The organism is Burkholderia sp. F1 (assembly GCF_050813845.1).
GTDB lineage: Bacteria > Pseudomonadota > Gammaproteobacteria > Burkholderiales > Burkholderiaceae > Burkholderia > Burkholderia ubonensis.
On sequence record NZ_CP172421.1, the window covers coordinates 1,368,743 to 1,389,723 of the forward strand.

The window sequence follows — 20,981 nt, forward strand, 5'->3', positions numbered from 1 at the left end:
TCCGCCCTTGCCGGGGTGATGAAATTGGTAAACATAGCGGACTTAAAAGATTGAGTGCCCGGCCGGAAACGGCCGGTGCAGAACCCTTCAAATTCGGCGAAACCCCTGATGCGCAGCATCGAGGCAACGCCGAGCCAAGCCTCGCGGCGCACGCGAGGAAGGTGTAGAGACTAGACGGGGGGCGCCTAAGGCGCACGGGCAACCATGCGAGCCCGCGCGCGATGGCGAAGGCATAGTCCAGCGCACGAACGGCATCGCCCAGACGAGGCCGGCTTTGAAAGAAGCAGTGTGACGAAAATCCGCCGCCTTAACTGGCTTGCCGGTTCGAGTCCGGTCCCCGGCACCAAATGTGATTCCAGTCTCGTCCTTGGAAATCCAGAAACCCGTGATAGCAAAAGGCTTCACGGGTTTTTTTATTCCTGGCTTGTCCAGTTCGGTCCGTGTGAATCCGGGGGCATGTGGGGGCACCTTTGGGGGAATTTCGATTGATGGTTGATGCCCCTAACAAAAATTCCCCCTTGGGCTGTAAGGTGCACCATGCCGCTGACCGACGTCACTATACGAAAGGCCGCTCCCCGCGAAAAACCGTACCGCCTCGCAGATGGCGGCGGAATGTATCTCGAAGTGTCTCCAGCGGGCGGGAAATACTGGCGATTTGACCCTGACCCAGAATTAGTCTCGGTCCGAAGTGGAGATTTTCGGCTTGGTTGAGTTGTCAGGCGAGGTGGATTTCCTTGCAATGACCACCAACTCAAAGACGATTCGCAAACGCCGTCATCTTCCGGTAAATACCAGAAGCAGATTGGAACGAGCGTAGAATGGACGTCATTCTTGGCAAACCGCGCAAGGTTCTGTGACGCATGTCAGGAAGTTTGAGGGCAACATTCAATATCAGGAAAAACGGTGACCAGTAAAGCATACAAGTTTAATTGCGTTGCGCTGGTGATCGGTCTGTGCGTAGCGGTCTGGACGCTGATTTCGCTCAGCGACAGACTGGCCTTCATCAAATCTTCGGTTGCAACGCAAGGTACCGTTGTTCAGCTGAACTATGGCAAGCGCCACCCGAAGATTTCCTTTGTGACACAAACTGGCGAGCAAGTATCGTTTCCTGCGAGCTTTGTCTCGGTGGCAGTTGGGGATTCTGTTCCTGTTCGCTACGATCCGAACAAGCCGCGGGAAACAGCAGAAGTTGACACGTTTACCAACATGTGGCTTGAGACCCTTATATCAGCCGCCTTCACGATCGCGTTCCTTTATGCTGGGTTGACAGGCCAGTCATTCCGGCCGAGGTATGGGGATAACCCATGTGGATAAAGACACCGAGAGAAAGCGAGTGGAAATACGATGCTGGAGCAGGGGGAGGCGGTGTTGAGCTGCTTCTTGCTTCAGGCGGCGTCATCATGTTTGATCCACCATCGGGCCAGCCTGAGCAGTTCAAATACGCGGGCATGGGGGGCGGATTGTCTCTTCCCGTTCTCAAATGGCTCAAGCTAGGTAAGCTCGAGCTACCGAAACTCAATGCCCGTGGACGCAGCGTCGGTGGAACCGGTGCGACAAAAGGCTTTGATAGTGGTGGCACGGTGTACATGACCGAGGCATTCCGTGGTCAAGAATTGCAATGCAAGAACTTTGAAGCGGTTTTGAGGAAGATTTAGCGAACTTCGAGCCGGGATATAAATTGCAATCTGGGCCGCTCGAGGAAGATATGACTTTCGTGTCTTATCATGCTGACACGCCACTCGGTCAGGGTCGAAGCGCAAAGTGGTGGACTTCCCTGGAGCAAGGTAATGAATTCTCGACCATCAAAGATGTACACCAAGGATTGGCCTTGCCTCCGGAGTGGGGCTCGCGTGAGGTGGTAACGGTAATGCGAGTTCCAAAAGGCACGGACATTACTGCTTACGTCGGTCATGCGGCCGAGCAGGTTGGCAAAACTGGCGAGCGCTTCTTGGGGCAGGGCTTGCAATATCGTTTCAAGGACTTTGATCCGTCTTGGATCGTTGAGACACGGAAGATTCCGCAATGACTATCGATACAAATTTGCAAGAGTTTGTTCGCCGAATTGAAGAGCTGATTTCGGTGGCGAACAAAAAGCGGCAGGAAGTGGTTTCTGCTGGAGGTGGAGAATGGTTAGTGAAGTCATACGACACGCTAATCGAAAATCTTGTTGATTTGCGTAGTACTGCGAGCGCCGATAAATTGCCTCGTCCGTCACGCGGAGAAACGCGGCCGGGGGCTGGGTTGGGTTTGAGCCGCGCTGTGGGCGAGTGGTGTGAAGATGACGAGTTGCTTGATCGGGTGCGAAGCGTTGAAGACTACTTTCGTCATACTCTCTAAGTCTCTATCGGGACGGAAGAGCGAATTTGTCGCGCCATTCATCTAGCCCTGAAAGTTGCTTTGCAACAAGCTCGTGAGAACAGCGATGGGCAACGCTTAGAAAGACTGAGGCCCGGCCCGCAGATAGCGGGCTTTTTCGGACGTGTCAGCAATTCGAGGCGACCCGGAGCGTCATCAAGGATTTCTGCAATTCGTCAGATGATGCGGTGGGGCGTCATTAGGCTTTCCCCGCACCCAAGTACAACCGAGCCGGTTCGCCGTTGCCGGTGCGCAAGGCCTCCATCTCCGCTTAGCCGACCCTGCACGGCAGCGTCAGCGCCGCGTCCAGCGGATCAAGATGGTCCCGCGAGATCAGGTAGTCCAGACGCGAGACTTCCGCATTGCCGATGGTTGCATTCCGCAGGTCGCGCACGGCGCCGTCGGGCAGCTTTCGCATCAGGCTGTGCCGAGCGACGAGCGTAGCCTCGTCCGCGCCGCCGAGGATGCCTAGCGGATCCTCCAGACGCCGGATCTCATGCTTCTCGTGCAGGAACTGCGGCTCCCAAAGCGGGACCACGACCCATTTGCCGAGCCGGACCGCTTCCTCGAACACGCCGACGCACTCGTCGAGCGTGCCGTTCTCGAAGTGATAGCCCAACTCCGCGAGGCCGTAGCGGGCAACCGCGGTTCGCGAAAACCGGCTGATCCCGGCGCCAGGCCCGATGCCCTGGATGCGCTTTTCCATTTGCGCGACTGCATCGGGTTTGCGCAGGTCGTCGATCGTCGCGACGACGTCGCCCGGGATATAGGACGGCACACCCCAATATGCGTATGGCCGGTACAGCACCGTGACCTTCTCGAACTGTTCGGCCATCGGGGCGAAATAGACGCCATGGCTGTCCGGCAGCCACGCGCTGCACAGCATGTCCGCCGTGCCGTCGCGCAGGTATTCGAACGCCTTCTCATGCGGTGCGACGATCTCGACCACGGGTACGCCGTGACGCGCGAGTATCGAGCGAACAACGCCCGATGCCGCGCGATGAAAGGAGAGATCGATCGTGGCGAGACGTACTTCTGCTTGCGTTGTCATCGTAGGTATCTCCGATATGACGCCCGGCACGGCTTGCCTGCCGGGACGTCGGGTGGATCGCGCCGTGCCGCCTCATCAGGGCAGGGGGGCATGTTCATCGTGCTTACCTCAATCCGTCGGGAAGGTTGAGCCGGTAGAGCGCAACCGGAAAACGGACGGTCGACTGGCCGTGATTGAACGCAGGGGCGCCGTCGATTTGCGGCACCGGGAGATAGATATGCCCGTTGCCGTCGAGGAACGGCGCATCGGTCCAGCGCAGGCGCTGGTCGCGCGCGAGCATCGAAATCGTGCCGTCCGGCGCACGCCGCATCAGCGAGTTGTCGGCGAGCGGCGTGTAGTACAGGCTGCCGTCCGCACCCATCGCGGTGCCGCCAACCGGCGGATTGTCGAACCATGTCGTGACGTGCCGGGCCAGTTCGTCGTCGCCGAGCGCATCGTCGTCGAGCAAGCGCGTCTCGATCCGGGACATCGGCCCCGTCAGGGGACCAAAATAAAAGTACCGGCCGTCGGGACTGAGTTCGAGAGGGTCGGCGTTCACCGTCAGCGCCTGACCGCCTTCGGACGTGAGCGCCTTGCCGTTGACGACGATCCGGTCGCCGGCGCGAGCGCGAGTAAACGATCGCCCGTCGAAGCGCCGCCGCACGCCGCCGTCGTCCAGGTCGAGCACGAGGATCGCGCCTTCGCCGGCGTCGGTCAGATACGCGTGACGTCCGTTGGTACGGATATCGTCGACGTAGGTATGGGCGCGGATTGCTTCCGTCGGAAACGGGTAGACCCGTATCACCGTGTCGGTGCGCGGATCGATGTGAACGACCTTGGCGCCGCCCGCGACCGGGGTGCCGCCGAAATCGGGCGAGCCGGTGTCCACGATCCACAGATCCCCATGCGCGTCGCGGTGAATCGCGTTCACGCTGACGAACGTGCGCGCAGCGTCGCCACCTGGCGTCCAGCTGTTCCACTCGTGATTGGGGTACGGTGTCAGCGTCCCGTCTTTCCCGACCGTGGCGACCGCCGGTCCCGTATTGCCGGTCCAGCGCGGCGCGCTGACGATGACGCGGCCGCGCGCGTCGACAGCGACCGCATTCCATGGCATCTGCGTGCTTTGCCGGACAGTGACGAGTGTCGACTGGGGCGCTGCCGCCTGGGCGCGCGTGGAGATGGTCGCGGCATGGGCGATCGGGGCACTGCCGCTCAATACGGCGGCGACAAGCGTGGCCAATGCGCGGCTTCTGAAGAGGCGAGGCATTTTCTTTCCGGAGAATAGGTGAAATCGCGTGATGCGATGCGGCGGATGCACGGTTGCGGCGAATTATGATCGTGCGCGACGAGCTGAAACAGGCGCGGGCTGCACAATCAGCTTCGTGATAATTTTGAAAATGACCGCTATCCCGGTCCGGCGCGCGCGCATGTGCGATCCGGAGTAGCGGTCTGGATAAAGCAGGAAGCGAGACCCGTCACCAAGATGATCAAACTGGAAGACTTGCAGATTTTTCTTTCCGCAGTGGACAACGGCAGCCTTTCGGCCGCGGCGCGCCAGCTGGATCTGACGCCGGCCGTCGCCAGCGCGGGACTCAAGCGGCTTGAAGGCGAGCTTGGCACGCGCTTGCTGGCCCGCTCGACCCGAAGCTTGCGGCTCACGCCGGACGGCGAGCGCTATGTGCAATACGCCCGCACGATCGTGGAGCAGGTCGAGGCGGGGCACAACGCAATGGCGCATGGTCGCAAGACGATCGGCGGCGCGGTCTCGCTTTCCATGCCGTCCGATCTCGGCCGCAGCGTCCTGCTCGAATGGCTCGACGAATTCCAGGCGCAATATCCGGGCGTGTCGTTGCAGGTCCGCATCGGAGACCACGTGACCGACATGTTCCGCGCGCCGATCGCCCTCGCGATACGCTACGGCGTACCCGAGGATTCGACGCTGGTGGCGCTTCCACTCGCACCGGACAACCGGCGCGTGCTGTGCGCATCACCCGCGTATTTCGCGCGCCACGGCCGCCCCGAAACGGTAGCCGATCTGGCGACGCACAACTGTCTCCGGTTCGCGCTGAGCGACGCGCTGCACGATCGCTGGACGTTCTTCCGCGACAATGACGCGAGCGTGGTCAGCGTTCACGGCAACCGCAGCAGCGACGACGGGGAACTGGTCCGGCGCTGGGCAGTGGCAGGGCGCGGGATTGCATACAAGTCCAGGCTCGATGTGCTGGAGGATCTTCGCGCCGGCCGGCTCGAAGCGGCGCTGACGGAATTCGACGGGGAAGGGGCGCCGCTGCATCTCGTCTGCGCGCATCGGACGATGCTGTCGCCGACGGTCAATGCAATGCGCGATTTTCTGCAATCCCGGATCGCCTCTTATCTCGCGTAAGCAACGGATTCGAGGTTGGCCGGAATGCGATGACGGCTCACTCCTCGAAAGTCGGCTTTGTTCTCCCATAGGAAGAAGCGGGACGCGGCTACTGTCACGTTCCCGGCGTATATTGCTGCGTTGGCTGTACACCGGCTCGCCGTTGCCGGTGCGTAGGGACGGACAGTGCGCGTCGGTCGAGGCTGCGTTGCGCTGCTGCGTGTCGGTCATGCCATTGATGCAGGCATACAGGCGGGACCACGCCGACCCGCGTTCTGGTCGTCATGACGATGACGGTCGCCCGCATCGGGCGCCGTTTCTCAATCCAGGAACTCCGGAGAAACGCACAATGACAATGCATCAACCGAGGGCCCATGCCGCACCGACCGAGCAACCGGACCGCCAGCCGCGCCGCCGCCGTTTCGACCGCGCGCGCCGTTACCTGGCGTGCGGCGCGCTGCTCCTGACGATCGCTCCGCGCGCGTTCGCGTGGGGCGACGAAGGGCATCAGATCGTCGCGACGATCGCCGATCACTACCTGACCACCACGACGCGCGCCGCGGTCAACGCGATGCTCGCGAACGACGCGACCGGCCTGACCGCGACGGACATCGCGAGCGAGGCGACCTGGGCCGACCGCTATCGCACCACGCATGCCGACACCGCCAACTGGCACTTCGTCGACACCGAGATCAGCAACGGCGACATCGACGCCGCGTGCAACGGGCATCCGCCGCTGCCGGTCGGCACGCCGGCGTCGGCCGGCCCCGCGAACGCATGCGTGGTCGACAAGATCGACCAGTTCACGAAGGAGCTCGCATCGCCGCAGACCAGCGATGCCGAGCGTCTGCTCGCGCTGCAGTTCCTGCTGCATTTCGTCGGCGACCTGCACCAGCCGCTGCACTCGAGCGACGACAACGACCGCGGCGGCAACGACAAGACGGCGTCGGCGCCGGGCATCGCGTCAGGGAAGCTGCACAGCTACTGGGACACGGCGTTCCTCAAGGGGCTGGGCAGCGACGCCGGCACGATCGCGACGCAACTGATCGGCAACATCACGTCGGGCCAGCTCGCGACCTGGCAGTCGCAGACGCCGCGCGACTGGTCGCTCGAGGCGTTCGACGTCGCGAAGCGGGATGCATACGGCAAGCTGCCGGCGCCGGACGGTTCGGGCACCTATGCGCTGTCCGCCGACTACGTCGCGACCGCGCAGCAGGACGTCGCGCTGCAGTTGAGCCGTGCCGGCGTGCGGCTCGCGATGGTGCTGAACGCAGCCAACCTGCAGGCGCCGGGCTCGTCGGGCGGCGGCGGGGCACAGGTGTGGGTGAACACGAGTTCCGGCGTGTATCACTGTCCCGGCTCGCCGTACTACGGCAACACGAGGAGCGGCGTCTACATGTCCGAAGCTCAGGCGAAGGCGGACGGCTATCGCGCGGCGGGCGGCAAGGCCTGCTCGGGCTGACGCGCAGCCGACGCGCGATCGCAGGGCGGGCGCCGCGCGCATGCGTCGGCCATCAAGGCCGCATCCGCAGCGTCACGTCGGCATTCGGCGTCGCGCCGACCGCTTCCAGCGCCGCGACGGCCGCATCGTTGCCCTGCAGGATCGCATTCTGCAGCGCGGTGCGGCCGAGCGCATCGACGTGGTCCGGATTCGCGCCGCGCGCGACGAGCACCGGCAGCAGATCGAGCCGGCCGAACAGCGCGGCGAACGACAGCGCGGTTTCGCCGGCATGGTTGGTCTGGTCGATCGGGCAGCGGGTATCGACCAGCCGCTTCGCGATCGCGGTTTCGCCCTTGAACAGCGCGCCCATCAGCGCGGTGTTGCCGTGGCGGTCGCCGACGCACGGGTCCGCGCCGGCCCGCAGCAGGTAGTCGAGCGTTTGCGGCTGGTCGCGGTAGGTCGCGAGGATCACGGCGGTGTAGCCTTCGCGCGTCGTCGCGTCGAGCGGATAATGCGCGTCGACGAGCGCCTGCAGGATGTCGATGCGGCCGAGGCGCGCGGCGGCGAACCATGCGTCGTCGTAGCGGCGCAGGTCGGCGTGCGCGTCCGGGTGCGGAACGGCCGCGGGCGGCGCGGTCTGCGCGCACGCGGCGAGCACGGCTGTGCACGCGATCGCGAGCGTGCGAAAGAGGGCGGTTCGGAATCGGTCGTTCATCGGCAATAGGCGCCGCGTGTCGCCACGCGGCGCGATCGGACGGATTGGAAAAGCGAAGGCCGCCTCGCGGCCTTCGCTGCTTCGCATTGATCGGTCGATCAGTTCTCGACGAGCTTGTCGGCGAGCGACTTCACGCGCGTCACGTCCGCGTGCGTCGCACGCGCGAGGCGCGTGCCGTAGTCCGCATCGGCCTTGTAGAAGTACGACAGCATCGCGTATTTGTTCGCATCGTTCGTCACGTGATCCAGGTCGCCCGACAGCGCGGTCACGAGATCCTGCCGGCTCTGCGCGGACAGCGCGCGGTAGTACTCGCCTGCCTGCCGGAAGTTCAGCGTCTTGTGGATCGCGGCCTGCTGCGTCGCACCCGACAGCGGCGTCGCGGCGTACTTGTAGCGCGGGTTCTGCGCGAGCTCGTTCAGCGTCGACGGCTCGTAGTTCACTTCACCCTTGCGGTCGCCGAAGTTCATCGCGCCGTCCTGGTTGTTGTTCGTGACCGGCACGCGCGGGCGATTGACCGGCAACTGGTTGAAGTTCGCGCCGAGACGATACATCTGCGTGTCGGCATACGAGAACATCCGGCCCTGCAGCATCCGGTCTTCCGACGGCTCGATGCCGGGCACCATCCGCGACGGCGCGAACGCCGATTCCTCGGTCGACTCGAAGTAGTTGTCCGGCACGCGGTTCAGCGTCAGCGTGCCGATCGTGCGTTCGGGGATGCCGGCCCACACCTTCGTGTCGTCGAGCGGGTTGTAGTCGAACTTGCCGAGGTCGGACGGCTTCAGCACCTGGATCGTGAGATCCCACTTCGGATACTTGCCGGCCTTCAGCGCGCCGTACAGGTCGTTCGTCATCAGGTTCCAGTCCGCGCCGATCGAGCCCGGAATGTCCTGCGGACGGAACCCGTGCATGCCCTGCTGGCTCTTCCAGCGGAACTTCACGTAGGTCGTCTTGCCGTCGGCATTGACGAGCTTGAACGCGTGCACGCCGTAGCCGTCCATGTGCCGGTACGAGTCGGGCATGCCTTCGTCCGTATACAGCCGGGTCAGCATGCTGGTCGCTTCGGGCGCGTGCGCGAAGAAGTCGAACGCGAGGTTCGGGTCCTGCACGCCGGTCACCGCGCTCGGCTTGTTCGCATGGACGAAGTCGGGGAACTTGATCGCGTCGCGGATGAAGAAGATCGGCAGGTTGATGCCGACGAGATCCCAGTTGCCCTGCTCGGTATAGAACTTCACCGCGAAGCCGCGCGGATCGCGCGCCTGCTCGGGCGAGCCGCGATAGCCCATCACGGTCGAGAAGCGCACGAACACGGGCGTCTTCGTGCCGGGCGTGAAGACCTTGGCCGTCGTCAGGTCGCTGAGGTCGGCGCTCGGCACGAATTCGCCGAACGCGCCGGTGCCGCGCGCGTGCACGACGCGCTCGGGGATGCGCTCGCGATCGAAGCGCTGGAGTTTCTCGATGAGATGCGAGTCCTGCAGCAGCGTGGGACCGTTCGGTCCGGCCGTCTGCGAGTTCTGGTTGTCGCCGACGGGCGAGCCGTTGTCGCGCGTGAGTTCGGCGGCATACGGAGAGGCGCTCAGCGCGACGCAGGTCGCGGCGAGCACGCTTTGCAGAAGCCGGTTCGCGGAGTGTGACATGTCGTTGATGTTCCTTGACTGAGGTGGGTTGCGAAGCAACGCCGCCAATGTAAAAGGTTCATCAGATGATTCGCCAATTGAATCTCGTTAAGGACGCGATAGGCAAAAGTCGCAATCGGGCAGAACGGCGTCGCATCTGCATTGCAGACACGCGACCGGGCGACCGATAGCCCCTTTAACGGCGTGCCGTGGCACGACCGGTCATCGAGTCTGTTCCGATTCCTCCTGAGACGCTTCGCGCGTGCCGATGCCGCGCGCGAGCCTGATTGGCGAACATGTTCAGAAACGTCACGATTCGCGGCGGACTCGCCGCCACCATCGCCGGCTGCACGTTCCTGCTGATGTCGGTCATTGCGGCGGCCGTGCTTGCGCTCGTCACGAGCAACGCGGCGATCGACGCGATGTACCGCGACGACACGGCCGCCGTCGTGCACCTGAAGACGAGCTCCGAGCGATTGCTGATGTTCCGGGTGGGCATGGCCGACGTCGAGCAGCTGATCAGCGCGGGCAAGCCGGCCGTCACCGAGATCAAGCGGCTCCACGCGCTGCTCGACGCGAGCAACCGCGAGCTGGCGGCATACCGGTCGCTTCACGAGCCGGATACAGCGGAGCGCAAGCTGCTCGATGCGCTGGCCGGCAAGCGCGACCGGCTGTTGTCGCACGCGTTCGCGAAGGGCCTCGGGCAGCTCGACGACGAGAACTTCGTCGATTTCCTGAGCACCCAGCGCGAGATGCCGGCCGCGTGGTTCGACGAGTATCAGCAGGCCCTCACCGCGCTGGAGGAATTCCAGGTGCAGCGCCAGCGCGCGCGTTTCGAGCACGCGGCCGATCGCTTTCGCATGACGCTGTGGGCATTCGGCGCGGCCGGGCTGATCGCGCTGGTCGCGGGCGTCTTCGCCCATCGCACGCTGACGCGGGCGATCGTGACGCCGATCGATTCCGCCGTCGAGTCGTTCGCGAAGATCGCGGCGGGCGATCTCACCGGGCGGGCCGCGGCCAGACGCGGCAACGAGATGGATCGCCTGCTCGATGCGCTGAACGAGATGCGGCAGGGACTCGTGGCGGTGGTGCGCCAGGTCAGGACCGGAACCGATGCGATCAGGCTGGATGCGCGCGCGATCGCGCTCGGCAACCGCGACCTGTCGATGCGCGCCGGCGATCAGGCCGAGTCGTTGCAGCAGGCCGCCGCGAGCATCGAGCAGCTGACGGCGACCGTGCGCCAGAACGCGGACAACGCACACGATGCGAGCACGCTGGCGACGCGCGCGTCGGACATCGCGACGCGCGGCGGCGACGTCGTGCGTCAGGTCATCCGGACGATGGACGCGATCGCCGACAGCTCGACGCGCGTCGTCGGCATCGTCGGCGTGATCGAGAGCATCGCGTTCCAGACCAACATCCTGGCGCTGAATGCGGCGGTGGAAGCCGCCCGCGCGGGCGAGCAGGGCAGAGGCTTCGCGGTGGTCGCGAGCGAAGTGCGGCTGCTCGCGCAGCGCTCGGCCGCCGCGGCGAAGGAAATCAACGAGCTGATTGCCGCGTCGACCCGCAATGTCCACGACGGAAGCGCACTGGTGGTGCGCGCCGGCACGACGATGGACGAGATCCTGAAAGCCGTCGGCAGCGTGAACGCGATCATGGGCGACATCAGTCTCGCGTCGCGCGAGCAGACGACCGGCATCGAGCTGGTGAACGCGAGCGTCACGCAGATGGAGGCGACGACCCAGCACAATGCCGCGCTCGTCGAGTCGGCGTCGACGGCGGCTGCCTCGCTCGAAACGCAAAGCGAGCGCCTGTACGCGGCCGTGTCGCTGTTCCGCGTCGATGATGCCGTGCCCGCCGGCTGACGGCGTCGCGCGTCACTGCGCGGAATCCGGCGACACGACTTCCCACGTGCCGAACAGCGTCAGGCCGGCCGCCGCGGCGAGCGCCGCCGATGCCGGGTTGTCGAGCTGGCAGCGGTACTGCGGCTCCGCGCCCCGGGCAACCGCATGGCGGGCGATCGCGCGCACCACGTCGCGGGCATGGCCCTTGCCGCGGAACGGCGGCAGCGTGAGCACGCCGAGATCCATCAGGCGCGCGTCGTCGTCCCACGCGTACATGCTGGCGGCGGTAACGAGGCGGCTTTGGTCGAACGCGCCGAATGCGGCCGTGTGATCAAGGGCGACATAGGCGTCGTCGAGATCCTGCGCCGACGCGGCGGCTTCGAATGCCGCGAACGCCGCCGCGTCGGCATCGGTCAGCCGGCGCACGGATGGCGCGTCGCGGTCCCGCAGCAATGCGTCCCGGCCGGATTCCGAAAAGTAGAACAGGTAGTCCGCGCCGTGCAGCGTGACGCTCGCGTCCTGCAGCCGCCGGCGAAAGACCGGCTCGGCGAGGTTCGGCAACTGACGGAGGCCGAGGCGGTCGGCGAGGGCCGGCGTCAGGACCGCGTCGCAGCGCCGGTCGGCGTGCTGCAGCACCATGACCCGGGAGTCTTCGTCGAGGTCGGGATCGACCGTGACGGTGAACCGGTCGTCGCGATGGAGGCAGTCTCCGCGTGAAAACGACGCTTGCCAGAAACCGGTGATCGTCGTTGAGAAATGGGACATGCTGATCGACTCGATGAGTACCGGCCGAGCGAGCACGCGAGCGCTTCATCCGGGGGCGGCTGGAACGGCGAACGAACCATGCGTTGCCGCGAAGCCGTCATCATAGGTTTTCTCCTGAAAGCTTGCCGACAGGTTTGGGCCTGAGCGCCGCGCGTCCACGGCCTATCTCGACGCTCGCTTGACCGGCGTCCTGAACTGATCGGCCAGCTCGCGCCGGAAGACGTCGAGCACCTCGTTGTCGTCGGCGTTCTTCGACGTCGCGAGCTGGAACTCGATCGCGTAGCTCATCCGGCTCGCGAGGAGCCTGCGCATCTTCCCGGCCGACTCCCACGGCGCCGCGATATGGTCGGGAAGAAAGCCGAGGTGCGCGCCGGACAGGACGAAGACGATGTCGGCGTCGACGTTCTCGGAGAACGCGGTGGGCGGCCGGCCGCGCAGCCGCGAGGCCGGCGTGCTCATCCTGTACAGGCGCGCGACCGTGCTCGCCTGCGCGATGTCGTCGACGCCGACCGTTGGCTTCGTGAAGAGCGGATGCGCGGCGCCGCAGAACAGCGCCTGCTGCTCGACGAACAGCGGCGCGTAGTTCAGCCCGGCGTGGCGCCCCGAGAAATAGCCGATCGCGAGCTGGACCTCGTCCTTGACCAGCTTGCTTTCGAGCTCGTCGGGCGGCAGCGCGGCCATTTCGATCAGCACGTCGGGCGCGCGCTCGCGGAAGCGGCCGATGGCCCGCGCGATCGATTCGACGACGTCCGGCGCGAGCCGCTCGGACATCCCGATGCGCAGTTCGCCGAGCAGCGTGTCGGACACGTCCTGCGTGTCGCGCGTGAAGGTATCGAGCGCCTGCAGCAGCCGGCGCGTGGACTGCAGCACGCGCTCGCCCTTGGGCGTCAGCCGGAACCCGCTCTTGCCCCGTTCGCACAGCCGAAACCCGACGCGCGTCTCGAGCTTCGCCATCTGCGTGCTGATCGTCGACTGCGCCATGCCGAGCCGGCCTTGCGCCGCGCTGAACCCGCCGCTCTCGACGATCGTCACGAACAGCCTGAGCAACTGCAGGTCCATGTCTCTCAATTGGGTGAGCATGGTGATACATCGCGATTCGTTAAAGTCAACTTATGATAGTTCATGTTTTTCGTTGGATGGCGGCGCTGCAGAATCCGGGTTGACGTCGCATGCGCGACCCGCCTCCCTCTGATGAAAGGACCCCGCCCGATGAGCAGCAACGATCTCGCCTTTACCCGTTCGAGCCTGTACGGCACCCAGGTCGAAGCCAATTTCGCCGGCGCGACGAGCTTCATGCGCCGCCGCTACAGCCGCGATCTCGCGGGCGTCGACCTGGCCTTCACCGGCGTGCCGTTCGATGCGGCCGTCACGCACCGGCCCGGTACGCGCTTCGGCCCGCGCGGGCTGCGCGTCGCGTCGACGGGGATTGCGTGGGAGCGTCCGTGGCCGTGGGAATTCGATCCGTTCGACGTGCTGGCGGCGGTCGACTATGGCGACTGCGCGTTCGACGCCGGGCGGCCCGAATCGGTGCCGGACGCGATCGAGCGGCACGCGGACGAGATCCTGAAGCACGGCTGCGGGATGCTCACGCTCGGCGGCGACCACTTCATCACCTATCCGCTGCTGAAGGCGCATGCGAAGCTCCACGGGCCGCTGTCGCTCGTGCATTTCGACGCGCATACCGACACCTGGCCCGATCCGGACGGGAAACGGATCGATCACGGGACGATGTTCTTCCACGCGGCCAACGAGGGACTGGTGGAGCCCGGGCGATCGGTGCAGGTCGGCATCCGGACGACCAACGACGAGCCGATGGGGTTCGACATCGTGGACGCGCGGCAGGTGCATCGCGCGACGCCCGAGGCGGTGGCCGCGCGCATTCGCGAACGCGTCGGCGATCATCCGGTCTACCTGACGTTCGACATCGACTGCCTCGATCCGGCCTTTGCGCCAGGCACGGGAACGCCGGTGTCGGGCGGCCTGTCGAGCCATCAGGCGCTCGAGATCCTGCGTCACCTGCGCGGCATCAACCTGGTCGGCATGGACGTGGTCGAAGTGTCGCCGCCGTACGATCATGCCGAGATCACGTCGCTCGCGGGGGCGACGATCGCGATGGAGATGGTGTGTCTCTATGCGTGGCGGCGTCGGCAAGCGCGGCCGCAAGGTTGAGGACATGACGGACATCACGTATCGCAAGGCCGTGCCGCAAGACGCGGCCGCCTGCATCGCGATCCGCGGGCGGACCCGCGAGAACGCGTTTTCCGAAGCGCAGCTGCGGGCGCTGGGCATTACCGTCGACACCTGGGGCGCCGGGATTGCGGACGGCAGCTTCCCCGGCTACGTGTGCTGCGCGGGCGGCGCGATGGCCGGCTATTGCTTCGGCGAACGCGACACCGGCGAGATCGTCGTGCTTGCGCTGTTGCCCGAGTACGAGGGCGCGGGTGTCGGCAAGACGCTGCTGCGGCTCGTGGTCGACGACTTCCGGGCGCGCGGGTTCGCGAAGCTCTTCCTCGGCTGCTCGACCGATCCGGCGGCGCGCTCCCACGGCTTCTACCGCCATCTGGGCTGGATGCCGACGGGCGCGCGGGATGCCGCCGGCGACGACATCCTCGAGCTTCGGCTCGATTGAGCCGGCCCGGCGTGGCGCGGCATGCCGCGTATGACGAAAGACGGGGCGCGACGACCGCTGCGCGGCGTCCTAAGATGAATGCATTCCCCTCCGCGACAGGCCCCTTCCGTGTGCACCAACTACCGCGCGCCGGACGAAGATCCGGGCATCAGCGAACTGAAGATCGGCATCGGCGACCTGTTTCGCGATGACCCGTGGGCGCCCGACGTGTATCCGGACTACGCGGCGCCGATCGTGTGCGCCGACGGCGACGGCGTCGCGGCCGTGAAGGCGGTGTTCGGCTTCTGGCCGAAGTTCATGCAGCCGGAGCGCGTCGACGACGACGGCCGGAAACAGAAGAAGCTCGACACGATGAACGCGCGCGCCGAGACGGTCGGGACGTCGCGGCTGTACGGCAAGGCATGGCGCGACGGCCAGCGCTGCCTGATCCCGGCGCGCTGGGTCTGCGAGCCGTGCTATGAAACGGGCCGCAACGTCTGGCACCGGATCGGCCTTGCCGGCTGGCAGGCGTACTGCGTCGCCGGCATCTGGCGGCGCTATGCGCGCGACGACGACCGGCCGGTGATCGGCATGGCGATGCTCACGGTCAACGCCGACGATCACCCGGTGTTCGCGCGGATGCACCGGCCCGGCGACGAGAAGCGGGGCGTCGTGATCCTGCGCGGCGACGACTACGACGAATGGCTGCACACGACGAACGCCGACGCCGCGCGGCTGATGCTGCAATTGCTGCCGGCCGGCGAGATGGCGGCGGAGCCGAATCCGACCTAGCGGCGGCGTTCCGAGGGGCTGGCAAGAAGCGTTCGGACGATTTCGATATTTGACCGATTTCGGGTAATTCCGGATTCCCCCTAAGTTGTATATACAAGATGATCCGCAGGCAATATCGGCACGCGTGCGTGTCGACGCGCCAGCGCGCTGACCGTGCGCGCGTGGCGCAGGCCGGCGATCCACGGCGTTCGACCAAGTTCCACCGCGACGAGTCGTTAAAGACGGCCCGGAAGGTGCGTTGTATCGATGGATGTGTTTGTGATCCTAAGTAATTTGGAGATAACTCCGTGTCAACCCATTCCAGCGGTAAAGCCGGCGGCAGCCTGATCGAAGTCCGTTCGATCGATTTCATCCCCGACGCCGAGCGCCACGGCGGGCTGCTCAGCCAGTTCACGCTCTGGCTGTCCGCCAACATGCAGATCACGGCGATCGTGACGGGCGCGCTCGCCGTCGTGCTCGGCGGCGACGTGTTCTGGTCCCTGGTCGCGCTGCTGCTCGGGCAGCTGATCGGCGGCGCGGTGATGGCGCTGCACGGCGCGCAGGGGCCGCAACTCGGCCTGCCGCAGATGATCTCGAGCCGCGTGCAGTTCGGCGTGTATGGCGCGATGATCCCGATCGTGCTCGTGTGCCTGATGTACGTCGGCTTTTCCGCGAGCGGCTCGGTGCTGGCGGGGCAGGCGGTCGCGCAGCTGCTGCACGTCGACGACGCGACCGGCATCCTGCTGTTCGCCGCCGTGATCGTCTGCCTGACCGTGTGCGGCTATCGGGCGATCCACTTCGTCGGCCGCATCGCGAGCGTGATCGGCATCGTCGCGTTCGTGTACATGTTTGCGCAGCTGTTCGCGAATCACGACATCGGCGCGCTGCTCGCGAACCGGCATTTCTCGCTCGCGAGCTTCCTGCTGTCGATGTCGTTGTCCGCGTCGTGGCAGATCGCGTTCGGGCCGTACGTCGCCGACTATTCGCGCTATCTGCCGCGCTCGACGTCGTCGGTGCGCACGTTCCTCGCGGTGGGGCTCGGTTCGGTGCTCGGCGCGCAGGCGGCGATGGTGTTCGGCGTGTTCGCCGCGGCGCTGGCCGGCAGCCGGTTCGCGCATCACGAGGTCGCCTATATCGTCGGGCTCGGCTCGACGGGCGCCGTCGCGGCGCTGCTGTACTTCAGCATCGCGTTCGGCAAGGTGACCGTGACGGCGCTCAACGCGTACGGCAGCTTCATGTCGATGGCGACGATCGTCAGCGGCTTTCGCGGCAAGGGCGCGGTGTCGTCGAAGAGCCGCCTCGTGTACATCTTCGCGATGATCTGCGCGTCGACGATGCTCGCGCTCGCCGGCCGCCACTCGTTCCTGAAGGAATTCACCGCGTTCATCCTGTTCCTGCTCGCTTTCTTCACGCCGTGGAGCGCGATCAACCTCGTCGACTACTACTGCTTCACGAAGTCGCGCTACGACGTGCCCGCGCTGTCCAATCCGGACGGCCGTTACGGGCGCTGGAACGTGATGGCGATCACGATCTACGTGGTCGGCGTGCTCGTGCAGCTGCCGTTCATGTCGACGCACATCTACACGGGGCCGCTGGTCGATGCGCTGGGCGGCACCGACATCTCGTGGATCCTCGGGCTGCTCGTGCCTGCCGTCCTGTACTACATCGGTGCGCGCGTGTCGCGCCGCCAGATTCCCGAACGGCTGATCCTCCCGCTCGAACGCGGCGAGATCCAGCACTGACGCGCCGGCGTCCGGTTCCGGCCGGACGCCCGCGTTCCCCGGTCCGGCCGCGCCGCGCGATGCGGCAATCTGCTGGCCGGTTCTCCCTGCTCATCCGATGACAGCACGGTGCGCTGATCGCGTTCCGCATCGGCTTGCATTCCGTTCGATAGATAGCATGACTAAATTGATGAAACATCGCGCGGCCTCGCTGCGCCTGCCGCCGGCGCGCGCTGGCCTCCATGCCGCGTGCGCGGCCGCAACCTTCGCATGCTCGGGCGCGGCGCTGGCCCGGGACGGCGTCACGCTGTACGGCGTGATCGACGAGTTCGCGCAATACGTGAACACCGGGAACGGCTACACGGCGGCGATCGGTTCGGGCGGCCAGTGGGGCAGCCGGTTCGGCGTGAAGGGCGCGGAGGACATCGGCGGCGGGCAGACGATCGAGTTCGATCTGGAAAACGGCTTCAATCCGAACGACGGCACGCTCGCGGATTCGGGCCGCATGTTCAACCGGCAGGCGTGGGTCGGCGTCGCGGGGCAATGGGGCAAGCTGCGCGCGGGCCGGCAGAATTCGCCGCTCTTCAACGACCAGGGTGGCCAGGACGCGTTCGGCGGCGTGACCCAGGCGTCCGGCATGGACAACCTGACGGTCTTCGCGTTCCGCACGAGCAATACCGTGTCGTACCAGAGCCCGGAGATCGCCGGCTTTCGGGCGGGCGCGTATTTCGGCTTCGGCGACGCGGGCGGCGTGCGCTCGGCCGGATCGAGCCGGCAGTTCGACGTGACCTACGAGCACGGGCCGTTCGCGGCGTTCGTCGCGGGCCAATGGCTCAGGAACGCCACGGCGGCGACCACGGATCGCACGATCATGGCCGGCGCGTCGTACGCGATCGGCAAGGCGACCGTCTACGGCGGCTTCTCGGCGGTGAAGTGGGACGACATCGGCATCGATTCGCGCGTCTACGGGCTGTCGGTCAAGTATCAGCTGAATCCGGCGAACGTCGTGGCGCTCGGCTATGCGTATCTGCACGACCAGTCGTCGCAGGGCAACAACGCGGACCAGGTCGGCCTGATGTACGAGTACGACCTGTCGAAGCGCACCAGTTTCTACGGCGCGCTGTCGTACCTGCGCAACCGCAACCAGGCGGGCTACACGCTCGCCGGCGCGGCGAATCCGGGCTTGCCGCTCGCATATCCGGGCGCGAATGCGCGCGGCGTGCAACTCGGCATCGTGCATCGGTTCTGAGGTCGCCGAGCGCCGGGGCGGCGCGTAAACGAACAGCGGGCCGCCCTGGTCAGGCGGCCCGCGTGTCGGCGAGAGGGAAGGGCGTCAGGCCGAGGCGCAGCCGGACGCGGCGTTACGCATTACGCGTTCGTCGCGAGCGACGCGCGCCGACGTTGCGCGACCTGCAGCACGACGAGCGCAAGCCCGGCGACCGCGATCAGCGCGCCGGCCAGCGGCACCGCCGCATAGCCGAACCCGCCCGAGATCGCCGCGCCGCCGGCCGCCGCGCCGAGCGCATTGCCGAGGTTGAACGCGCCGACGTTGACCGATGACGCGAGCCCCGGCGCTTCGGACGCGGCGCGCATCACGCGCATCTGCAGCGGCGGCACGACCGCGAACGTCGCGACGCCCCACACGAGCAGCGCGACCGCCACGCCCGCATGCGTCGCGGCGAGCGCCGGGAACGCGAGCATCACGGCGATCAGCAGCAGCAGGAAGCCGATCAGGCTGCCGTCGAGCGAGCGGTCCGCAAGCCGGCCGCCCGCGATGTTGCCGATCGAGAAGCCGATGCCGATCAGCACCAGCATCGCGGTCACGAAGCCGGGCGTCGCGCCCGTCAGGTTCGTGAGCGTCGGCGCGACATAGGTGTACAGCGTGAACATCGCGCCGGCGCCGAGCACCGTCGTCGCGAGCGCGCCGAGCACGACCGGGCGCGTGAGCACCGCGAGTTCGGCGCGCAGGTTCGGCATCTTGCCGGCCTCACCCTTGGGCAGCGCGGCGAACAGGCCCGCGATCGCGATCAGGCCGAGGCCCGCGGTCGCCGCGAACGACATCCGCCAGCCGATCGCCTGGCCGAGCCACGTCGCGGCCGGCACGCCGCCGACGTTCGCGATCGTGAGGCCCATGAACATCGTCGCGACCGCGCTTGCCTGCTTTTCGCGCGGCACGAGGCTCGCGGCGACTACCGAGCCGAGCCCGAAGAACGCGCCGTGATTCAGGCTCGTGACGAGTCGCGCGAGCAGCAGCGTCGTGTAGTTCGGCGCGACCGCCGACAGCAGGTTGCCGATCGTGAAGATGGTCATCAGCGCGATCAGCGCGGCGCGCCGCGGCCAGCGCGCGAGCAGCAGCGTCATCAGCGGCGCGCCGGCCATCACGCCGATCGCATATGCGCTGATCAGCATGCCGGCGGTCGGAATCGACACGTGGACGCCGTCGGCAATCACGGGCAGCAGGCCCATCGGCGAAAACTCGGTGGTGCCGATGCCGAACGCGCCGGCGGCGAGTGCCAAGAGCGGCAGCGCGGCGCTGCCGGCCGTGCGTGACGCAGGGGAGGTCGGGTGGTTCACGTAAGGGGCTCCTGGGTGCGGGCGGCAGCGGGGCGGGCATCGCCTGGTCCGGCCGGCCGTTGATGACAGGACGGAGTGTGCCCGCTTTACTTTTGCGGAAAAAGCGGCCTTCGATCGAAATTATTTTGATTTTGAATCAACAATGAAGGCCGGGCCCGCGCCCGCAAAAAAGCCTCGGACACGGGCGGACCGTGACCGAGGCGTCAAGGCATCCTCTCATAGGCACGAGGAATGGATGTGCGCGCAGTATATTTCGAGATGTAATAATTTGAAATAGCGCCCGATGACCGATTTTCGGCGGATATTTCAAATGTCTGACAACAAGGTTGCCGGCGTCGTGAAACTGCAAATCGGACGATATCGCGGCGGCGGCCGGCTGAGCGGATCGATCCGCGGCGGGTACTTGCCAGACGACCGGGCCGGATGCCGCCAACGCCACACGCGACGCGCCCGCCGCGCCTGCGTGTTTCGTTTTTGAAACATTCCGGCGGCGCAGCGAGGGGCGGGCCGCATTGCGCCGGGTCGTAAGAAAAATGACGGCTTTGTCAGCTTGGCGCGGTGCCTGGCCGGGATGGACGAACGCGCGACGCTGACGGCAGCGCGCCGTCTTTCGCCTCTTTCGAGCGTGCGCCTGTTTCATCCCCGCAACCGATCGCGTGGGCCGCCGGCACATGGCGCCGCCGCCGCGCGCCCGCGGCGCATGCGGCGCGCGGTTGCCGATCCGGTGGCATGGAACGTGCTGCCTCATCGGGCGTAGTAAGGCACATTGAACGGAGAACCGCAACGGAGCGACATCCCGCTGACGACACCGGCTTCCGGCGAGATGAACGCGGAGGCAGGCGAACGACGGGCGCGAGCATCAACGAGGAGCTGTCGGAACGGCCATCCGCCCGCGAGAGGCGATGCCGTGCGATGGCGGGCGATCGATCAACGCGCAATTCCTGCGCTCGGGGCGGGTGCGGCGGCGACGCGCTGTCGGGCAGCGCGTCGTCCGGCCGGTCGGAGAAAGGCAATGAGGGATTTCGTGGTCGCAGTGCTGTGGCTTGGCCCGCTGTCGGTGCTGCTTTACCTGTCAGATATTGACGTCCGACAGGTCGTTGCGCAGATCCCGGACTACCTGCGGCATCTGGTGGCGATGTTCTTCAGCTGACGAAGGCCGGGACGGATCGGCCGCGGCTCCGA

21 protein-coding genes and 1 pseudogene are annotated in these 20,981 nt (G+C 65.9%); 15 read left to right on the top strand and 7 right to left on the bottom strand.

All coding sequences use genetic code 11. The features are described 5' to 3' along the window. Window positions 1–537 precede the first annotated feature (537 nt). From ACFIMZ_RS06625 to ACFIMZ_RS06645, 5 genes and pseudogenes are all read left to right on the top strand, one after another. Window positions 538–654, top strand: a pseudogene (locus tag ACFIMZ_RS06625) (Arm DNA-binding domain-containing protein); the annotation flags it as partial. Window positions 655–903: 249 nt separating this feature from the next. Further along, the gene (locus ACFIMZ_RS06630; RefSeq protein ID WP_431821927.1) at window positions 904–1,314 is read left to right on the top strand and encodes a DUF3592 domain-containing protein; all 411 of its coding nucleotides are present in this window, start codon (window positions 904–906) and stop codon (window positions 1,312–1,314) included. Beyond that, a complete protein-coding gene (locus ACFIMZ_RS06635) occupies window positions 1,305–1,655 on the top strand; it encodes a hypothetical protein (RefSeq protein ID WP_431821928.1) in 351 nt (116 codons plus the stop codon). The genes ACFIMZ_RS06630 and ACFIMZ_RS06635 overlap by 10 nt, the downstream gene beginning before the upstream one ends. Window positions 1,656–1,705: 50 nt before the next feature. Further along, complete coding sequence (locus tag ACFIMZ_RS06640) at window positions 1,706–2,026, top strand: hypothetical protein (RefSeq protein ID WP_431821929.1); 321 nt, start codon at window positions 1,706–1,708, stop codon at window positions 2,024–2,026. Continuing rightward, the gene (locus tag ACFIMZ_RS06645) at window positions 2,023–2,337 is read left to right on the top strand and encodes a hypothetical protein (protein ID WP_431821930.1); all 315 of its coding nucleotides are present in this window, start codon (window positions 2,023–2,025) and stop codon (window positions 2,335–2,337) included. Before ACFIMZ_RS06640 ends, ACFIMZ_RS06645 begins: the two co-directional genes overlap by 4 nt. Before the next feature lie 289 nt (window positions 2,338–2,626). Here ACFIMZ_RS06645 and ACFIMZ_RS06650 read toward each other — a convergent pair whose 3' ends face one another. Together ACFIMZ_RS06650 and ACFIMZ_RS06655 are read right to left on the bottom strand one after the other, a co-directional pair. Next, the gene (locus ACFIMZ_RS06650; RefSeq protein ID WP_431821931.1) at window positions 2,627–3,406 is read right to left on the bottom strand and encodes a glycine betaine ABC transporter substrate-binding protein; all 780 of its coding nucleotides are present in this window, start codon (window positions 3,404–3,406) and stop codon (window positions 2,627–2,629) included. Between the two features lie 103 nt (window positions 3,407–3,509). Continuing rightward, the gene (locus ACFIMZ_RS06655) at window positions 3,510–4,625 is read right to left on the bottom strand and encodes an L-dopachrome tautomerase-related protein (protein ID WP_431821932.1); all 1,116 of its coding nucleotides are present in this window, start codon (window positions 4,623–4,625) and stop codon (window positions 3,510–3,512) included. 243 nt (window positions 4,626–4,868) lie between these two features. Here ACFIMZ_RS06655 and ACFIMZ_RS06660 point away from each other — a divergent pair, with 243 nt between their 5' ends. Then, on the top strand, window positions 4,869–5,768 hold the full coding sequence (locus ACFIMZ_RS06660) for a LysR family transcriptional regulator (RefSeq protein ID WP_431822437.1): 900 nt from the start codon (window positions 4,869–4,871) through the stop codon (window positions 5,766–5,768). 328 nt (window positions 5,769–6,096) lie between these two features. Next, the gene (locus ACFIMZ_RS06665; RefSeq protein WP_431821933.1) at window positions 6,097–7,209 is read left to right on the top strand and encodes a S1/P1 nuclease; all 1,113 of its coding nucleotides are present in this window, start codon (window positions 6,097–6,099) and stop codon (window positions 7,207–7,209) included. A gap of 52 nt (window positions 7,210–7,261) precedes the next feature. Here ACFIMZ_RS06665 and ACFIMZ_RS06670 read toward each other — a convergent pair whose 3' ends face one another. Together ACFIMZ_RS06670 and ACFIMZ_RS06675 are read right to left on the bottom strand one after the other, a co-directional pair. Further along, entirely contained in the window at window positions 7,262–7,903 is a 642-nt protein-coding gene (locus ACFIMZ_RS06670) for an ankyrin repeat domain-containing protein (protein WP_431821934.1), read from the bottom strand. Window positions 7,904–8,001: 98 nt separating this feature from the next. Further along, on the bottom strand, window positions 8,002–9,537 hold the full coding sequence (locus ACFIMZ_RS06675) for a catalase (protein WP_431821935.1): 1,536 nt from the start codon (window positions 9,535–9,537) through the stop codon (window positions 8,002–8,004). 275 nt (window positions 9,538–9,812) lie between these two features. Here ACFIMZ_RS06675 and ACFIMZ_RS06680 point away from each other — a divergent pair, with 275 nt between their 5' ends. Then, the gene (locus tag ACFIMZ_RS06680) at window positions 9,813–11,381 is read left to right on the top strand and encodes a methyl-accepting chemotaxis protein (protein ID WP_431821936.1); all 1,569 of its coding nucleotides are present in this window, start codon (window positions 9,813–9,815) and stop codon (window positions 11,379–11,381) included. A gap of 12 nt (window positions 11,382–11,393) precedes the next feature. Here ACFIMZ_RS06680 and ACFIMZ_RS06685 read toward each other — a convergent pair whose 3' ends face one another. Next, window positions 11,394–12,125: a GNAT family N-acetyltransferase gene (locus ACFIMZ_RS06685; protein WP_431821937.1), complete on the bottom strand. Its 732-nt coding sequence runs from the start codon at window positions 12,123–12,125 to the stop codon at window positions 11,394–11,396. A gap of 162 nt (window positions 12,126–12,287) precedes the next feature. Continuing rightward, the gene (locus ACFIMZ_RS06690) at window positions 12,288–13,205 is read right to left on the bottom strand and encodes a LysR family transcriptional regulator (RefSeq protein WP_431821938.1); all 918 of its coding nucleotides are present in this window, start codon (window positions 13,203–13,205) and stop codon (window positions 12,288–12,290) included. A 129-nt stretch (window positions 13,206–13,334) separates the two neighbouring features. Between ACFIMZ_RS06690 and speB the strand changes: the two genes are divergently transcribed. The 5 genes from speB (at window position 13,335) to ACFIMZ_RS06715 (ending at window position 18,474) form a co-directional block, all read left to right on the top strand. Next, window positions 13,335–14,294, top strand: coding sequence for an agmatinase (gene speB, locus ACFIMZ_RS06695; RefSeq protein ID WP_431821939.1), 960 nt, complete (start codon window positions 13,335–13,337; stop codon window positions 14,292–14,294). A gap of 4 nt (window positions 14,295–14,298) precedes the next feature. Next, window positions 14,299–14,754 carry an N-acetyltransferase family protein gene (locus tag ACFIMZ_RS06700; RefSeq protein ID WP_431821940.1) on the top strand — a complete coding sequence of 152 codons (456 nt, stop codon included), beginning with the start codon at window positions 14,299–14,301 and terminating at the stop codon, window positions 14,752–14,754. A gap of 108 nt (window positions 14,755–14,862) precedes the next feature. Further along, window positions 14,863–15,525 carry an SOS response-associated peptidase family protein gene (locus tag ACFIMZ_RS06705; protein ID WP_431821941.1) on the top strand — a complete coding sequence of 221 codons (663 nt, stop codon included), beginning with the start codon at window positions 14,863–14,865 and terminating at the stop codon, window positions 15,523–15,525. A gap of 287 nt (window positions 15,526–15,812) precedes the next feature. After that, on the top strand, window positions 15,813–17,246 hold the full coding sequence (locus tag ACFIMZ_RS06710; RefSeq protein ID WP_431821942.1) for a purine-cytosine permease family protein: 1,434 nt from the start codon (window positions 15,813–15,815) through the stop codon (window positions 17,244–17,246). A 157-nt stretch (window positions 17,247–17,403) separates the two neighbouring features. Continuing rightward, window positions 17,404–18,474, top strand: a complete 1,071-nt coding sequence (locus ACFIMZ_RS06715) for a porin (protein WP_431821943.1) — start codon at window positions 17,404–17,406, stop codon at window positions 18,472–18,474. A 119-nt stretch (window positions 18,475–18,593) separates the two neighbouring features. Here the strand turns inward: ACFIMZ_RS06715 and ACFIMZ_RS06720 are convergent, their stop codons facing one another. Then, window positions 18,594–19,799, bottom strand: a complete 1,206-nt coding sequence (locus ACFIMZ_RS06720) for an MFS transporter (RefSeq protein ID WP_431821944.1) — start codon at window positions 19,797–19,799, stop codon at window positions 18,594–18,596. Window positions 19,800–20,109: 310 nt separating this feature from the next. On the opposite strand from ACFIMZ_RS06720, the gene ACFIMZ_RS06725 reads away from it, so the two are divergent. After that, entirely contained in the window at window positions 20,110–20,277 is a 168-nt protein-coding gene (locus ACFIMZ_RS06725) for a hypothetical protein (RefSeq protein ID WP_431821945.1), read from the top strand. A gap of 534 nt (window positions 20,278–20,811) precedes the next feature. Beyond that, window positions 20,812–20,949, top strand: coding sequence for a hypothetical protein (locus tag ACFIMZ_RS06730; protein ID WP_198386354.1), 138 nt, complete (start codon window positions 20,812–20,814; stop codon window positions 20,947–20,949). Window positions 20,950–20,981: the final 32 nt, after the last annotated feature.